Source organism: Microbacterium sp. cx-55, assembly GCF_021117345.1.
GTDB lineage: Bacteria > Actinomycetota > Actinomycetes > Actinomycetales > Microbacteriaceae > Microbacterium.
This window is the reverse complement of the sequence record NZ_CP088261.1, coordinates 47,084-63,502: the sequence shown is the minus strand read 5'-3', so window position 1 is coordinate 63,502 and position 16,419 is coordinate 47,084. Positions and strand designations below refer to the sequence as shown.

Here is a 16,419-nt window from a genome sequence, read left to right as displayed (position 1 = left end):
ACCCTGGAGTACCCCTCATGAAGAGATCCCTCGTAGCCGCGTCCGCGGCAGTCGCCGCAGCCCTCGTGCTGTCGGGCTGCGCCGCGGGTTCCGGTTCGTCCGATTCCGGCGATGCCGGTGCCGACGCCACGATCGCCATCGGCTCGCTGTACGAGCCCCAGAACCTGAGCAACACCCAGGGCGGCGGCCAAGGTGTCACCGAGGCGTTCAACGGCAACGTCTACGAAGGCCTCTATAAGCTGACCGATGACGGCGAGGTCGAGCCCCTGCTCGCCGCCAGCGAGGAGACCAGCGAAGACGGTCTCACCTACACGATCACGCTGCGCGACGACGTCACCTTCCACTCCGGCAAGGCACTCACCTCCGCCGACGTGAAGGCGAGCGTCGAGGCCGTGACGGCCGAAGACTCCCAGTCGGCGCGCAAGTCGAGCTTCGGCGTCATCAGCGACATCGCGACCCCCGACGACCAGACCGTCGTGTTCACCCTGTCACAGCGCTCGATCTCGTTCCTCTACAACCTCAGCTACATCTGGATCGTGAACTCCGAGGCCGGCGACCTCACGCAGACCGAGGACGGCACCGGACCGTACACGCTCGACGAGTGGCGCCAGGGCAGCACCCTGACGCTCACCCGCTGGGACGACTACTGGGGCGAGCAGGCCAAGAACGCCGAGGTCGTGTTCACGTACTTCACCGACGCGACCGCGGAGGACAACGCGCTCCTCACCGGCGAGATCGACCTCATCACGAGCGTGCAGAGCCCGGATTCGCTCGCGCAGTTCGACGGCAGCGACGACTACGTCGTGAGCGAGGGCACGTCGACCACGAAGGAGCTGCTCGCGTTCAACGACCGCATCGCCCCGTTCGACAACGCGCTGGTGCGCAAGGCCGTCTACTCGGCGATCGACACCGAGAAGCTCCTCACCTCGATCTGGGGCGACTACGGCACCCTGATCGGCTCGATGGGTCCCCCGACCGACCCCTGGTACGAGGATCTCACCTCCGTGAACCCGTACGACCTCGACCTGGCGCGTCAGCAGCTGACCGAGGCGGGCTACCCGGACGGCTTCACCTTCACGCTCGACACCCCGAGCTACGACCCGCATCCGGCCGTCGCGGAGTTCCTGCAGTCGCAGCTGGCCGAGGTCGGCATCACGGTCGAGATCAACACGATCAGCGCCGACGAGTGGTACACGAAGGTCTTCAAGGACCGCGACTTCACCGCGACCCTGCAGGAGCACGTGAACGACCGCGACGTGGTCTGGTACGGAAACCCGGACTTCTACTGGGGCTACGACAACGCCGACGTGCAGCAGTGGGTGTCCGAGGCCGAGCAGGCCACGACCACGGATGAGCAGACCACTCTGCTGCGTCAGGTCAACGAGCAGATCGCACAGGACGCAGCGAGCGTGTGGCTGTACCTTTACCCGCAGATCGTCGTCGCCTCCAGCGACGTCAGCGGATACCCGGTGAACGGACTGAACTCGCAGTTCTTCGCTTACGACATCGTCAAGTCCTGACAGCAGACGGATGCCGGGAACGCAGGTCGTTCCCGGCATCCGCCATGTAACCCCACTGGATCCCATGCTCCCCTACCTGCTCCGCCGGCTCGCGTTCCTCGCGGTGTCGCTCGTGGTCGCCATGGTGGTCATCTTCGTGCTCCTGAGGCTGCTTCCGGGGGATCCCGCGAACGCGCTCCTGTCGATCGACGCAACGCCCGAGCAGATCGCCGCGGCACGCGCGCAGGTCGGCTCCGACCAGCCGCTGCTGCAGCAGTTCGCGACGTGGGCGGGGCAGCTGCTGAGCTTCGACCTGGGCGATTCGTACATCAGCTCGCGGCCCGTCGGCGCCGAGATCGCGGCCCGCCTGGTGGTCACCCTGCCGCTCACCCTGCTCGCCTTCGCGCTCGCGCTCATCGTCTCGCTCGCCGTCGGCATCGTCGCCGCCGTGAAGTCCGATCGCTGGTACGGCATCGTGTTGAGCGGTTTCGCACAGCTCGGCGTCGCCGTTCCGGTGTTCTGGGTCGGCGTCATCCTCGTATGGATCTTCGCCCTGCAGCTCGGGCTCCTCCCCTCGGGAGGATTTCCGCGCGACGACTGGGAGGACCCGGCCGACGCCCTCCGCTCGCTCACTCTGGCGGTCATCACGATCGCGATCGTCATGAGTGCGTCGCTGAGCCGCTACGTGCGCTCGGCGACACTCGATGTGCTCGGCAGCGACTATCTGCGGACGGCCCGCGCGGGCGGTGCGGCTCTGCCGGAGGCACTGCTCCGGCACGGCGTGCGAAACGGCGCGGTGCCGGTCATCGCGATCCTCGGCATCGAGCTGTCCACCGCCCTGCTCGGAGCCGTCGTCGTGGAGAGCGTCTTCACCCTGCCGGGCCTCGGCAGCATGCTGCTCACGGGCATTCAGCAGCACGACTACGCGAACATCCAGGGCGTGCTGGTGGTGAGCACCCTGTTCGTGCTGCTCGTCGGTTTCGCCGCCGACGTCGTGCAGCGCCTCGTCGACCCGCGCCTGCGCACCAGCGTCTCGGGGAACCGATGAGCGCGGGCGAGTCGGGCGCTCCGGTGTCGGGCGCTGTCGGGCTGGGGGTTGGGGTGGGTGCGGGTGTGGGGCCGGATGCGGGTCTGGGTGCGGGTGGGCGGCCGGATGCGGTTGGGCGGCGCGATGCGGGTGTGCGGCGCCGTCGCGGCGGACACCCGACGCTGGTCATCGGGCTGATCCTCACCGGCATCGTCGTGCTCGTGGCGCTCGTCTCGCTCGTCTGGCTGCCGTATCCGCTGTCCGATACGAGCGGCGGCCGCCTGGAGAGTCCGAATCCGGCCCACCTCCTCGGCACCGACCGGCTCGGCCGCGATCTGCTGTCGCAGCTCATGGTCGGTGCGCGCATCGCTCTGGCCGTCGGCGCCGGTTCCGTGCTGCTCGCGGCCGTCCTCGGCACGCTCCTCGGGCTCGCGGCCGCCTTCGCTCGGCCCTGGATCGACGACACCCTGTCGGCTGCGCTCGATGTGGTCATCGCGTTCCCCGTGCTGCTGCTGGCGATGCTCGTCGTCGCCGTGCAGGGCGCCTCGCTGTGGTCGGCGATCCTCGCGATCGGACTCGCGATGTCGGCCGTCGTCGCCCGGCTCACCCGCATCCTCGCCCGTCGCGTGCTGCAGGAGCAGTTCGTGACCGCCGCGCGCACGAGCGGCACGGGCACCGCGGGCATCATCGTCCGCCACGTGCTGCCCAACATCGCGCCCACCCTGCTCGTGAGCCTCGCTCTCCAGTTCGGTATCGCGGTGCTCGCCGAGGCGAGCCTGTCGTACCTCGGCCTCGGCGCCCCGCCGCCGAACGCCTCCTGGGGACGGATGCTGCAAGAGGCGCAGGGCACGGTGCTCGTCGCGCCGGTCGGCGCGATCGCGCCCGGCATCGCGATCGTCGCCCTCGTGCTCGGGGTCAACTTCCTCGCCGACGGCCTGCGCGAATTCGCCGACCCGACGAGACGGAGGTCGCGATGACTCTGCTGCAGGTATCGGAACTCTCGGTGCGAGCGGGAGAGACCCGGCTCGTCCGCGACGTCTCCTTCGCGGTGGCCGCCGGCGAGCGCGTCGGCATCATCGGCGAGTCCGGGTCGGGCAAATCCGTGACGTCGCTGGCGCTGACGGGTCTGCTCGCGCGCGGGCTGACCGCATCCGGGTCCATCGAACTCGACGGGCACGAGGTGGTCGGCGCGGCCGAGAAGTCGCTGCTGCCGCTTCGCGGACCCGTCGCGCAGATCGTCTTCCAGGAGCCGTTGACCGCGCTCGATCCGCTGATGCGCGTCGGCCGCCAGGTCGCCGAGCCGCTGCGGCGACACCTCGGACTGCGAGGGTCTGCGCTCCGAGACGCCGTCGCTGCCGCGTTCGCGGAGGTGGCGCTCGAGGATCCTCGCATCGCCCGCGCGTACCCGCACGAGCTCTCCGGTGGGCAGCGCCAGCGCGTCGCGATCGCGATCGCCCTCGCCGCCCGGCCGAGGCTGCTGATCGCCGACGAACCGACGACCGCGCTCGACGTGACGGTGCAGGACGGCGTGCTCGCGCTGCTCGAGCGGCTCGTCGCCGAGCGCGGCATGGCCCTGCTGTTCATCAGCCACGACCTCGCGGTCGTCTCGCGCATGACGGAGCGCATCGTCGTGCTGCGCCACGGTGCGGTGGTCGAGGAGGGCCCGGTCGATCGGGTGCTGCGGACGCCGCAGCATCCGTACACAGCCGCGCTCGTAGCGAGCGCCCGGGCCCTCGACTCGGCGCTGGATGCGGACGGCGCTGCGTGAGCCGTCCTCGATCCCTCCGCCGTAGCGTGCCCGTGATACGTGCCGCGCGCCACTTTTCTGCTCCCGCGCTTCCGATCGGTGGCGCGCGAACAGGAATCTGGCGCGCTCCGGGCGGAGAGGTGAGGTCGTGAGCGAGGCTCGCGAGGGGACGGGTGCAGGGCCGGTGCTGGAGCTGCGCGGGGCGGGATTCTCGTACGGCTCGCGGGCGGTGCTCGAGGGCGTCTCGCTTGCGGTTTCCGAGGGCGACGCCGTGGGGCTCGTGGGCGAATCGGGTGCCGGCAAGTCCACGATTCTCGCGCTCATGCTGGGCCTGTCGTCGCCGCGCGCCGGTGAGGTGCGCTTCGACGGGGCGCCGCTCGATCGGCGGGATCGCCGGCTGATGCGCCGGTTCCGCGCGAGCGTGCAGCCGGTGTTCCAGGACCCGTATTCCTCGCTCGATCCGCGCCAGCGCATCGACCGCATCGTGACCGAGCCGCTGCAGTCGCTCGGCCTCGCCCGGAGTGACGACGCGCGGGAGCGCGCGGTCGAGGCGGTGACCTCGGTCGGTCTCGACGCCGACGTGCTCACGCGCTATCCGCACGAGTTCTCCGGCGGTCAGCGCCAGCGGATCGCGATCGCGCGCGCCATCGTGTCACGGCCGCGCGTGCTGCTGGCCGACGAGCCGGTCAGCGCACTGGATGTGACCACCCGGGTGCAGGTCATCGACCTGCTCGCGCGCCTCCGCCGTGAGCAGGGTCTCGCCCTCGTCATGGTCTCGCACGATCTCGGCGCCGTCGCCGCCGTCTGCGACCACACGGTCGTGCTGCAGGGCGGTCGCGTGGTGGAGCAGGGTCCGACCCGCCGCATCCTGTCGCATCCCGACACGGACTACGCCCGCGCGCTCGTCGCCGCGGTACCCCGCCTGCCGCGCTGACCCGGCGGCGCGGCGCGGGGAGTGCCGGGGTGGCATCCGCACCCGCGCCTGCGCATCCGCCCCCGCGCCTGCGCATCCGCCCCGTGCGTGCGCGTCCCGCATCCGCTCCGTGCGTGCTCCTCCCGCACCCACCGTGCTTCCGCATCCCGCATCCCGCATCCCGCCCCGTGCATCCGCATCCGCATCGCTGAGATGAGGATGATCGCTCGAGATGAGGGCTTTCGCGCCCGAGATGCCCTCCGCTCGGCCGATCGTCCTCGTCTCGACGACGGTGACGCCGGGCGCTGCGAGCAGACAGGGCCGCGGATGCGGAATGCCGCGCATACAGCCTCCCTCGCGCCGCGCGGGCCGGCGTCGGCTCTCGACCCCGGCGGAAGACGCCGCGAACGCAGGAAATATCGCTCCCAAAGGAGAATCTCGCCGCATCCGTCCTGTCCGGGGGATTTCTCCTGCGGAGCGGATGCGGTGCGCGGAGGCCCCCGGACAGAAGCCGAGCAGGCAACTCCCCCATCCGCGCGCACAAAGGCCTAGTCCCCGGGAAGTAGCCGGGCGAGCAACTCGGCGAGCCGCACGCGGTCGTCGGGCGAAAGGTCAGCGAGGAGTTCTTCCTCCGCCGCGAGATGCTCGGGCAGCACCTCATCGACGAGGCGGCGGCCGTCGTCGGTGAGTCGGACGAGCTTCCCGCGACCGTCATCGGGGTTGGCCGCGCGCGCGATGAATCCCCGCGACTCCAGGCGATTCAACCTCTGGGCCACCGCGCTCGACGTGACCATGCTCTCGGCGGCAAGCGCGGCGGGGGTGATCTCGTAGGGAGGGCCCTGGCGGAGCAGCGTGGCGAGCACATCGAAGGTGCCGGCGTCGATCCCATGGCGATCGAACGTCGCCGCCAGCCTGTTCTCCACCACCGCCGCCGTGCGGGCTAAGCGTCCGATGACCGCCATCGGCGACACGTCGAGACCGGGCTTCTCGGCATTCCACTGCGACAGGATGCGGTCGACGTGATCCATACCTCCACGCTATCGCTAAGCGCTGAGCCATATTGCTAAGCGCTGAGGTATATTCGCTAAGTGCTTAGCAATCGACTCACGGTGATCCTGGCCACCGCACTCGCCCCGATGCTGTGGGGAACGACGTACTTCACCTCCACTACCTTCCTGATCGGCGGCCACCCGCTGCTGACGGCGACGATTCGCGCTCTTCCGGCAGGCCTGGTTCTGCTGCTGATTGCGCGCCGACTTCCCCGCGGCCAGTGGTGGTGGCGCTCGGCGGTCCTCGGGGTGCTCAACATCGGCGCCTTCTTCGCCCTCCTCTTCGTCGCGGCAGACCGGCTTCCCGGCGGTGTCGCGGCTGTGGTCGGCGGCATCCAACCGCTGCTCGTCGCCCTGCTGGCGTCGCGACTGCTCGCCGAGCGACTCAGCGGGGCGGTGATCGCCGCGGGCGCGGGCGGAGTCACGGGCGTGGCGCTGATCGTGCTGCAGTCCGCATCCGGACTCGACCCGATCGGAATCACCGCCGCGCTCCTCGGCGCGGTGTCGATGTCGGCGGGCGTGGTGCTCACCAAACGTTGGTCGGTCGATCAGCCGGCCGTGGCCCTCACCGCGTGGCAGCTGTTGGCGGGCGGACTCGTCCTCGCGGCGCTGACCGCGGTGTTCGAACCCCTCCCGAGCGTTGCCCCCACACCCGTCAACATCGCGGGGTACCTGTATCTGACGTTGATCGGCACCGCGCTCGCCTACCTGCTCTGGTTCCGCGGACTCGCGGCGCTGCCCACCCGCATCCCCGCGTTCCTCGGCCTTCTCAGCCCACTCGTCGCGCTCGCCATCGGCGTCACCCTCGCCCACGAGACCCTCACCTGGACCCAGGCCGCCGGCGTCGCACTCGTCCTGATCTCCATCGGCGCGGTCATCGCGAGTTCGGGGCGCACTGCGCGCGTCCCGTGAGCCGGTGGGCTCCCGCTGGAAGAAATGTCGCCTGCACAGGAGAAATCCGCCGGGTAGGGGAAATCCACCGAATCGGTCCTGTGGAAGGGATATCTCCTGCCCAACGGATGCGGTGCGCCACCGCCGCCGCATCCGAGCTCCCGCGTCGCCTCGGTAGGGTCGCGGTATGCCTCTCGCCCTGATCACCGGCGCCGGCCGGGCCAACAGCATCGCGGCGGGTGTCGTTCCGCGTCTTCGCGCCGACGGCTGGCACGTCCTCACGAGCGATCTCGCGGATGCCGACTATCCGTGCGACCTTTCGACGCCCACCGGCCCGGATGACCTCATCGACGCCGTGCACCGCGAGCACGGACCGGTGACCGCGCTCATCCTCAGCCACGCGCACGATGTGGAAAGCGGCATCCTCGACACGACAGCGGCAAGCTTCGACGCGCACGTCGCCGTCAACGCACGCGCCAGCCTCCTACTGATCGCCGCTTTCGCTCGTCGGGTTCCCGCGGATGGCGGCGCCATCGTGGCATTCACCAGCGATCACACCACCGGCAACCTGCCGTACGGCGCCTCCAAGGGGGCGCTCGATCGCATCGTGATCTCGGCCGCACGCGAGCTCGGCCCGCGGGGGATCTCGGCGAACACCGTGAACCCCGGCCCGATCGACACCGGCTGGATGGACGGGGACCTTCGCGAACATCTCATCCCCGCTCACCCCCTCGGGCGACTCGGTACCCCACGCGACATCGCCGCGGTCGTGTCGTTCCTGGTCTCGAACGAGGGCCGCTGGGTGTCCGGGCAACTCCTCCACACCGACGGCGGGTTCTCCGCGCGCTTCTGACCGTCGCGCAGCAAGGCTGGCCGCGAGCGTGGTCCCGAGCGCCCCGCTTCAGGAGATATCTGTCCCACAGGAGGGATCCGCCGCATCCGTCCTGTCAGGCGGGTTTCTCCGGCAGAACGAATCCGCCCTGGGGGTACGGATGCCGCAGCGCATCGGCCGCGAGTCGACCCTCCCCGTGCCGGTCGTTACGCTGATTCCATGCGCTCCCGTCTGCTTGCCGCTCCTTTTGCCGCGCTCGCCCTCGTGCTTCTCAGCGCGTGCGCGCCGAGTGCTCCCGCGACCGATGCGCCCGCCGCATCCGGCACCTGCGAGTACACCTCCGGCGGCACGGCCGCCCGCGACGTCGACGAGCCGCCGGCCGAACCCGCGCAGAGCGGAACGGTGTCGGCGACGCTGCAGACGAGCGCCGGCGACATTCCCCTCACGCTCGACGCCGACCGCACCCCGTGCACCGTCGGCAGCTTCGTGTCGCTCGCGAACCAGGACTACTTCAGCGACACCACCTGCCACCGCCTCACGACCGAGGGCATCTACGTGCTGCAGTGCGGCGACCCGAGCGCGACCGGAATGGGCGGACCCGGATACCGATTCGCCGACGAGCTCGACGGCAGCGAGACCTACCCGGCCGGCACGGTCGCGATGGCGAACGCCGGCGCGAACACCAACGGCTCCCAGTTCTTCCTCGTGTACGAAGACAGCCAGTTGCCGTCGTCGTACACCGTTTTCGGAACGATGGATGCGGATGGCCTCGCCGTCGTGCAAGAGATCGCGGCCGCGGGAGCCGAGGGCGGAGAGCCCGACGGCCCGCCGGTAACGCCCGTCACCATCACCAGCGTGACCATCGGCTGACAGCCCGGCGCTGGCGCTCGGGGCGCGGGTTCGCGCTCGGCGCGGCCGCTGGGGCGCGGGTTCGCGCGCGGAGTGGGTTTGCGCTCGGGCACGGGTTCGCGCTCGGGCGAGGTTCGCGCTCGGGCGGGGTTCGCGCTCGGGCACGGGTTCGCTCTCGGGCGGGGTTCGCGCTCGGGCGTGGGTTCGCGCTCGGGCGGGGTTCGCGCTCGGGCGTGGATTCACGCGCGGGTACATCCGCGGTCGTCCCCGCCGGGCCGCCGACCCGTGCCCCGAGCCGCCCGAGCCACCGAGCGCTCGAGCCGAGGATCATCCGTCGAGACGAGGGGATTCGCGGACGATTCATCCTCATCTCGGCTGATCGCCCTCGTCTGGCCACTGGGGCCCGGCCGCGACCGCCAGCCAGCTTCCCGCCGGACCGCCCGTCACCCCCGCGCCCAATGCCGCGCCCCCCACTCCCGCCCGCTCCGAGCCACCGAGCCACCGAGCCACCGAGCCACCGAGCCACCGATCATCCGTCGAGACGAGGGGGTTCGCGGACGATTCATCCTCATCTCGGCTGATCGCCCTCACCTGACAGCAGAGGCTCGGCCACGCGACCGCCATCCAGCCACCCACCCGCCTCTCGCCCCCCCACCACCCCGATTAGCGCTGTCACGCACGGACGCGCGACGCGCCGGTCCTGGACCGTACCGACACCAGGCGATAGCGTGCGGACCAACAACGGCGTTCGCTCACCACGACGAGATTCGTGGGCAGGAGCCTTCGTCATCCTGGGCTAACGAAGGAGTGTCCCATGAGCACCGATCCGCATCCGGAACCGAAGATCGCGGCGACCGCGCTCGATCACACTCCTCCCGCGGCCGGGCCGACGCGCACCGCGACCTGGCTCGCCGAGCTCCTCGGCACGTACGTCCTCGTGCTCGGTGGCGTCGGGGCGGCCCTGTTCGCCGCCGACTTCGGCTCCAGCGCCAACGGCACGTCCCTCGGGATCGGGTTCGTCGGGGTCTCGCTGGCGTTCGGACTCACCGTTGTCGCGGGGGCGTACGCGTGGGGCCCGATCTCGGGCGGACACTTCAACCCCGCCGTCACCCTCGGACTCGCCGCGGCCGGCCGGATCTCGTGGGCGACGACTCCCGGCTACATCGCCTCCCAACTGGTCGGCGGCGTGCTCGCGACGTCGACGATCGTCGCGATCGGTGCGGCTGGCAACGCTCCCTGGTTGAGCGCGGCCACCGAGGGCGGGTTCGCCAGCAACGGATACGGCGAGCTCTCGCCGGGCGGATTCGGGATCGGCGCCGCGATCATCGCGGAGATCGTGCTGACCGCCGTGTTCGTCCTCATCATCCTGGGTGTCACCCACCGCACCCGCGGCACCGGATTCGCGGGGCTCGTGATAGGCCTGACACTCACCCTCATCCACCTGATCTCGATCCCGATCGACAACACGTCGGTGAACCCCGCGCGGTCGATCGCGGCCGCGATTTTCGGCGGCTCCGAACCCTTCGGGCAGCTGTGGGTGTTCATCATGTTCCCGATCGTCGGCGGTCTCGCCGCGGGCCTCCTGCACCGACTGCTGTTCGACGGCCGCGACTGATCAGCATCCGTCCTCGCCACGATCGGCCGGATGGGGCAGCACGAGATGAGGGCATCTGCCCGAGACGAGGGCAGTCGGGCGCGATTCACCCTCATCTCGACCATCCGCCCTCATCTCGACCATCCGCCCTCGCCTCGGCAGCCCGAGCCCGCTCGGCACCGCAGCTCGGCGCCGGATGCAGGCTCCCACCGCGCAAGGTCGCCGCGCCCGGTCCCCATCACACCCCGCCCCGGGATGAGGACACCTGCCCGAGACGAGGGCATTCGGGCGCGATTCCCCCTCATCTCGGCCATCCGCCCGCGCCTCGGCAGCCCGCCCTCGAAACCGCAGCTCGGCACCGCATGCAGCCAGCCGCCCGCGCCAGGTCGCAGCGCCCGGTCCCTCACGCCCCGCCCCCGAGATGAGGACACCTGGCCGAGATGAGGGCATTCCGGCGCGAATCACCCTCGCTTCGGCAGCCCGAGCCCGCTCGGCACCGCAGCTCGGCAGCGGATGCAGGCATCCACCCGCGCCAGTCACGCCCCGCCCCGAGATGAGGACTTCTGCCCGAGATGAGGACTTTCGGGCGCGATTCCCCCTCATCTCGACCATCCGCCCTCGCCTCAGCATCCCTCTCGGCACCACAGCTCGGCACCGGATGCAGCTGGGCGCCGGATGCAGGCACCCGCCCGCGCCAGGTCGCCGCGCCCCGTCTCACACGCCCCGCACGCCCGCGACCTCACACTCCGCCCCCGAGATGAGGACTTCTGCCCGAGATGAGGACTTTCGGGCGCGATTCACCCTCATCTCGGCCAATCGCCCTCACCTCGGCAGCCCGAGCCCGCTCGGCACCGCAGCTCGGCGCCGGATGCAGCTGGGCACCGGATGCGGGCACCCACCCGCCTAGCCCCCCGGCCCACACCCCACACCCCCGACCCGCACCCACAACCCCCGCACCCCACCGACGGCGCAGCCCGCATCCGCGCCCTCAGTAGGATTGAGGGCATGTCCAAGGTCCTGCAGTCCCTTCCCGTCGGCGAGCGCGTCGGCATCGCGTTCTCCGGAGGCCTCGACACCTCCGTCGCCGTTGCGTGGATGCGCGACAAGGGCGCCGTGCCCTGCACCTACACGGGCGACCTGGGTCAGCCCGACGAAGACGACATCGAGGCGATCCCCGGCCGCGCCGCGCAGTACGGCGCCGAGGTCTCGCGCCTGGTCGACTGCAAGACCGCCCTCGTCGAGGAGGGCTTCGTCGCCCTCGCGTGCGGCGCGTTCCACATCCGTTCCGGCGGACGCACCTACTTCAACACCACGCCGCTCGGCCGCGCGGTCACCGGCACGCTCCTCGTGCGGGCGATGAAGGAGGACGGCGTCGACATCTGGGGCGACGGGTCCACCTACAAGGGCAACGACATCGAGCGGTTCTACCGCTACGGCCTGCTCGCGAACCCGGCTCTGCGCATCTACAAGCCGTGGCTGGATGCGGACTTCGTCACCGAACTCGGCGGCCGCAAGGAGATGAGCGAGTGGCTCGTCGAGCACGGTTTCCCGTACCGCGACAGCGTGGAGAAGGCCTACTCGACCGACGCGAACATCTGGGGCGCGACGCACGAGGCGAAGACCCTCGAGCACCTCGACGTGTCGCTCGAGACCGTCGAGCCGATCATGGGTGTGCGGTTCTGGGACCCGGCCGTCGAGATCGAGACCGAAGACGTGTCGGTGCGGTTCGAGGCGGGCCGCCCGGTCGCTCTCAACGGCGTCGAGTTCACCGACCCGGTCGAGCTGGTCTTCGAGGCGAACCGCATCGGCGGACGCCACGGACTCGGCATGAGCGACCAGATCGAGAACCGCATCATCGAGGCGAAGTCCCGGGGCATCTACGAGGCTCCGGGCCTCGCACTGCTGTTCATCGCGTACGAGCGTCTCGTCAACGCGATCCTCAACGAAGACACCCTCGCGACGTACCACGAGCAGGGCCGCCGCCTCGGCCGCCTCATGTACGAGGGCCGCTGGCTCGAGCCGCAGTCGCTCATGCTGCGCGAGTCGATCCAGAAGTGGGTCGGTTCCACGATCACCGGTGAAGTGACGCTGCGTCTGCGGCGCGGCGAGGACTACACGATCCTCGACACGACCGCACCGACCATGTCGTACGGCCCCGAGAAGCTCTCCATGGAGCGCGTGGGCGACGCGGCATTCGGTCCCGTCGACCGCATCGGACAGCTCACGATGCGCAACCTCGACATCGCCGACTCGCGCACCCGCCTCGAGCAGTACGCCGAGCTCGGCCTCATCGGCGGCGCGACCGGCGCACTCGTCGGGCAGCTGCGACGCGGCGAAGGCGCCGAGATCACCGAGCACGCGGCGCCGTATGACGCCGACCGCGAGGGTCTTGCCGGCGCGACGGATGCGGCGAGCGAAGCCGCCGCGTTCGACTCCGGCACCGACTGACCGCGGCGCGGCCCGGGGCACTCGGCGCGACCAGGCCACCCACCCGCAGCCGCCGCACGAACGCAGCCGCCGCCACCCCACCCCGCACCCCTACAAAGTGCACACGACTGTGCAAGTTCGGCGTACACTAGCCGGATGACCACCGTCACCGAACGCGCCACCCGCCGGGACGCGACGCTCAACCGCGCCGCGCTCGTCGAGGCCGCTCAGACTCTTCTCGCGCGCGATCCGCACGCGTCGCTCGATGCGATCGCCCGCGCGGCGGGCCTCACCCGCCGCGCCGTGTACGGGCACTTCACCGACCGCGACGCGCTCGTGCGCGAACTCGTCAGCACGGGCGCCGACCGCTTCAACGCGATCGCCGAGCAGGTCGACGTCGGCGACGATGTTCCCCTCGCCCTCGCACAGCTCACGGCGCGGCTCTGGAGCGAGGCATCCCACGTGCAGGTCGCGGCCGCCCTCGCGCTGGACGATGCCCACGTCGAACACACCGCGGCCGCCCTCGCGCCGCTCCGCCGCCGCCTCGTGCACCTGGTGCGGGAGGGGCAGGATGCGGGCACGCTCCGCACCGACATCTCCGCACCGACCCTCGCGCGCCTGGTCGAAGAGATCGCGCGCATGGTCGTCGCCCGCCTCGATGCGTCGTCCGGCGAAGCGAGCTCTCTCGCCGTTCGCACCGTGCTCGGCACCGTCGGGCTGTCGTGGCGCGAAGCCGACGCGCTGATGTCGGCGCATCCGTCGCTGCTGACCGAGGGAGTCTGATGCAGATCGTGGCCACCGGCGTCTCCAAGGGGCGCCGCAGCGAGGCGCTCCCCGAGACCTCGCTCACCTATCGCACCGGCGAGGCGCGACTCGTCACGGCCGAGACCGAACAGCGGCCGACGGTCCTGGGGCTGATCGCCAGCGGTCGCATGCACCCCGACACCGGAACCGTCACGATCGACGGCCGCGCGGATGCGGGTGCGATCCGCCGCCGCGTCGCCCTCGTCGACGCCCCCGGGGTCTCCGATCCGGCGTCCAACGTCACCGTTTTCACCGTCATCTCCGAGGAGCTGATGTTCGCCGGGCGCCCCGCCGGCCCGCTCGCGGCGAGCGCGTGGCTGCACGAGAACGGCTTCGGCGGCCGCTCGCGGGTGCCGATCGCCGATATCGCCCCGGGTGACCGGCTCCGGATGCTGCTCGAACTCACCGTGCTCCGCCGCGGCGTCGAGGGCATCGTGCTGGTGTCCCCCGACCGTCACGGTGGTGACCCGCATTCGTGGTGGTCGCTCGCCGAGGAGTTCGCCGGGCGCGGGCTCGCGATGCTCGTGATCGCGGGCGAAGCATCCGCCACCGTCCTCGACGGACGCGCAGACCGCGCGAGCCACGACACTCCCACCGACGAAGACGACCCCGCCGTCACGAACACAAACGCCGACGATGCGGACTCCGCCGGCACAGACCCCGCCGCCACCCCCGCAGACGCGAGCGAGCCCGAGCCCACGGACCCCGCCGCATCCCCCCTCACCCCCGACCTCCCGGAAGACGCGCGATGAAGATCCCCGCCATGATCGTCGCCGAGCTGCGACGGCTCACCTCGACCCGCATGTCGGTCATCGCCCTCATCGCGCTGATGTGTGTGCCCGTGCTCTACGGCGGCCTCTACCTGTGGGCGAACCAGGATCCATACGGTCGCCTCGACCAGGTTCCGGTCGCGCTGGTCGTGGCCGACGAGGGCGAGACCGCCACCGATGGCACCGTCACGAACTACGGCGACCAGGTCGCCGACAAGCTCGTCGAGGACGGCGCATTCGACTGGCAGCGGATGTCGGCATCCGGTGCGGCCGATGCCCTCGCGCACGGTGCGGTCGACTTCACGGTCACGATCCCCACCGACTTCTCCGACGCGCTCGCGTCGGCGTCGGGCACGAGTCCGCGCCAGGCCACCCTGTCGCTCGCCACGAACGATGCGAACAACTACCTCGCCTCGACGATCGGCTCGCAGGCGATCGAGAAGATCCGCTCCTCCGTCGCCACACTGGTCGGCGATCAGGCGGCGTTGCAGCTGCTGACCGCGATCTCCGACATCCGCGGCAATCTCGTGACCGCCGCCGACGGCGCGGCCACCCTCGCCGACGGCACGCACACCGCGCTCGACGGCGCGAACACCCTCGGCGCGGGAGCAACCCAGCTCGCCGACGGGACGGCGACCCTCGCGTCGGGCGCGGGATCGGTGTCTTCCGGCGCCGCGCAGGTGTCTTCCGGCGCGCAGCAGGTGGCCGCCGGCACGGCGACCCTCGATGGCTACGCGGATCGAGCGGGAGCGGCCGCGCAGTCCGCGGCCGATGCGCTGCCCGAGATCCGCACGGCGTTGTCCGACGAGATGGCGGCGCAGGGACTCACTCCCGACGAGATCGCCGCGGTGCTCGCGCGCCTCGACCCGCTCGCCAGCCGCATCCAGTCCGCCAACGGCACCGTGCAGGGAGCCGTTGCGCGGGTGGATCAGCTCGCGTCGGGTGCCGCGCAGGTGGCCTCCGGTGCCGCGCAGGTGGCGGATGGCGCCGCCCAGGTCGCGAGCGGTGCCGAGTCGGCCGCATCCGGTGCCGCGCAGCTCCGCGACGGCACGGGCACGCTGGCGTCCGGGCTCAGCCAGCTCGACGACGGAGCGGGCACCCTCCGCGACGGCCTGACGGACGGGGTGGCGCAGATCCCCGACTCCGACGAGACGCTCCGCACCGACCAGGCCTCGACGATCTCCGACCCCGTGCAGATCGAGTCGAGCAAGGTCGCGGCGGCCGCCGACTACGGCGCAGGGCTCGCCCCGTTCTTCGCGTCGCTGGCCGGATGGATCGGCATCTACGCGCTGTTCCTTATCGTGAAGCCGATCTCGCGTCGCGCGATCACGGCACTCCACTCCCCCATCCGGATCACGCTCGCCGGATGGCTGACCCCGGGACTCCTCGGCGGCGTCCAGATGATCGCACTGTTCGGCATCCTCGCCGTCACGCTCGGTTTCACGTTCGCGAACCCGCTGGCGACGCTCGGCATCATGGTGCTCGCCTCTCTCACCTACGCGGCGATCATTCTCGCGCTGAACGTCTGGCTCGGGTCGGTCGGTCAGTTCCTCGGACTGGTTCTGATGGTGCTGCAACTCGTGACGGCCGGCGGCACTTTCCCCTGGCAGACGCTGCCCGTGCCGTTGACAAACCTCCACCACGTGCTGCCGATGGGGTTCGTCGTCGACGCGATGCGCCAACTCATGTACGGCGGCGATATCAGCCGCATCGGCGGCGACATCTTCGTGCTCATGGCGTGGATGCTGGGCGCCCTGGCGTTCGCCGCGATCGGCGTCACCCGGATGACCCACCACCGCACCCTCCGCGACCTCGCGCCCAGCCTGATCGGCTGAGGCGAGGACCCGTGGCGCGGGGCGGAGCGGCGCGGCATCGCGCCCGGCGCGGCGCGGGGGGAGCCGGCGCGGCGCGGGCGCGGAAACACCACGGCGGATGCGGGGCGATCGGGTATCGCCATCCGCATCCGCCGTTGTGCCCGGCCGCGCGCGTCGTCTGTCGGGTTCAGCGCATCGCGCGG

14 protein-coding genes are annotated in these 16,419 nt (G+C 70.8%); 13 read left to right on the top strand and 1 reads right to left on the bottom strand.

All coding sequences use genetic code 11. From position 1 onward, the window contains the following. The first annotated feature begins 17 nt into the window (after window positions 1-17). The 5 genes from LQ938_RS00325 (at window position 18) to LQ938_RS00305 (ending at window position 5,207) form a co-directional block, all read left to right on the top strand. Window positions 18-1,520 carry an ABC transporter substrate-binding protein gene (locus LQ938_RS00325; RefSeq protein ID WP_223722073.1) on the top strand — a complete coding sequence of 501 codons (1,503 nt, stop codon included), beginning with the start codon at window positions 18-20 and terminating at the stop codon, window positions 1,518-1,520. Between the two features lie 64 nt (window positions 1,521-1,584). Beyond that, complete coding sequence (locus LQ938_RS00320; RefSeq protein ID WP_223722072.1) at window positions 1,585-2,547, top strand: ABC transporter permease; 963 nt, start codon at window positions 1,585-1,587, stop codon at window positions 2,545-2,547. Next, window positions 2,544-3,503 (top strand): ABC transporter permease, encoded by a 960-nt coding sequence (locus tag LQ938_RS00315; RefSeq protein WP_223722071.1) that lies wholly within the window; start codon window positions 2,544-2,546, stop codon window positions 3,501-3,503. The genes LQ938_RS00320 and LQ938_RS00315 overlap by 4 nt, the downstream gene beginning before the upstream one ends. Then, window positions 3,500-4,294 (top strand): ABC transporter ATP-binding protein, encoded by a 795-nt coding sequence (locus LQ938_RS00310; protein ID WP_223722070.1) that lies wholly within the window; start codon window positions 3,500-3,502, stop codon window positions 4,292-4,294. Before LQ938_RS00315 ends, LQ938_RS00310 begins: the two co-directional genes overlap by 4 nt. A gap of 127 nt (window positions 4,295-4,421) precedes the next feature. After that, window positions 4,422-5,207, top strand: coding sequence for an ABC transporter ATP-binding protein (locus tag LQ938_RS00305; protein ID WP_223722069.1), 786 nt, complete (start codon window positions 4,422-4,424; stop codon window positions 5,205-5,207). A gap of 527 nt (window positions 5,208-5,734) precedes the next feature. Here LQ938_RS00305 and LQ938_RS00300 read toward each other — a convergent pair. Further along, window positions 5,735-6,214 carry a MarR family winged helix-turn-helix transcriptional regulator gene (locus tag LQ938_RS00300; RefSeq protein WP_223722068.1) on the bottom strand — a complete coding sequence of 160 codons (480 nt, stop codon included), beginning with the start codon at window positions 6,212-6,214 and terminating at the stop codon, window positions 5,735-5,737. A gap of 60 nt (window positions 6,215-6,274) precedes the next feature. Between LQ938_RS00300 and LQ938_RS00295 the strand changes: the two genes are divergently transcribed. From LQ938_RS00295 to LQ938_RS00260, 8 genes are all read left to right on the top strand, one after another. Beyond that, the gene (locus LQ938_RS00295; RefSeq protein WP_223722067.1) at window positions 6,275-7,147 is read left to right on the top strand and encodes an EamA family transporter; all 873 of its coding nucleotides are present in this window, start codon (window positions 6,275-6,277) and stop codon (window positions 7,145-7,147) included. A 166-nt stretch (window positions 7,148-7,313) separates the two neighbouring features. Further along, complete coding sequence (locus tag LQ938_RS00290; RefSeq protein ID WP_223722066.1) at window positions 7,314-7,979, top strand: SDR family oxidoreductase; 666 nt, start codon at window positions 7,314-7,316, stop codon at window positions 7,977-7,979. A 198-nt stretch (window positions 7,980-8,177) separates the two neighbouring features. Next, the gene (locus LQ938_RS00285) at window positions 8,178-8,828 is read left to right on the top strand and encodes a peptidylprolyl isomerase (RefSeq protein WP_269216555.1); all 651 of its coding nucleotides are present in this window, start codon (window positions 8,178-8,180) and stop codon (window positions 8,826-8,828) included. A gap of 793 nt (window positions 8,829-9,621) precedes the next feature. Then, a complete protein-coding gene (gene aqpZ, locus LQ938_RS00280) occupies window positions 9,622-10,422 on the top strand; it encodes an aquaporin Z (RefSeq protein ID WP_223722065.1) in 801 nt (266 codons plus the stop codon). A 984-nt stretch (window positions 10,423-11,406) separates the two neighbouring features. Further along, window positions 11,407-12,849 carry an argininosuccinate synthase gene (argG, locus tag LQ938_RS00275; protein ID WP_223722064.1) on the top strand — a complete coding sequence of 481 codons (1,443 nt, stop codon included), beginning with the start codon at window positions 11,407-11,409 and terminating at the stop codon, window positions 12,847-12,849. Between the two features lie 135 nt (window positions 12,850-12,984). Continuing rightward, window positions 12,985-13,611 (top strand): TetR/AcrR family transcriptional regulator, encoded by a 627-nt coding sequence (locus tag LQ938_RS00270; protein WP_223722063.1) that lies wholly within the window; start codon window positions 12,985-12,987, stop codon window positions 13,609-13,611. After that, complete coding sequence (locus LQ938_RS00265; RefSeq protein WP_223722062.1) at window positions 13,611-14,384, top strand: hypothetical protein; 774 nt, start codon at window positions 13,611-13,613, stop codon at window positions 14,382-14,384. Before LQ938_RS00270 ends, LQ938_RS00265 begins: the two co-directional genes overlap by 1 nt. Continuing rightward, a complete protein-coding gene (locus tag LQ938_RS00260) occupies window positions 14,381-16,237 on the top strand; it encodes a YhgE/Pip family protein (RefSeq protein WP_223722061.1) in 1,857 nt (618 codons plus the stop codon). The genes LQ938_RS00265 and LQ938_RS00260 overlap by 4 nt, the downstream gene beginning before the upstream one ends. Window positions 16,238-16,419 lie beyond the last annotated feature (182 nt).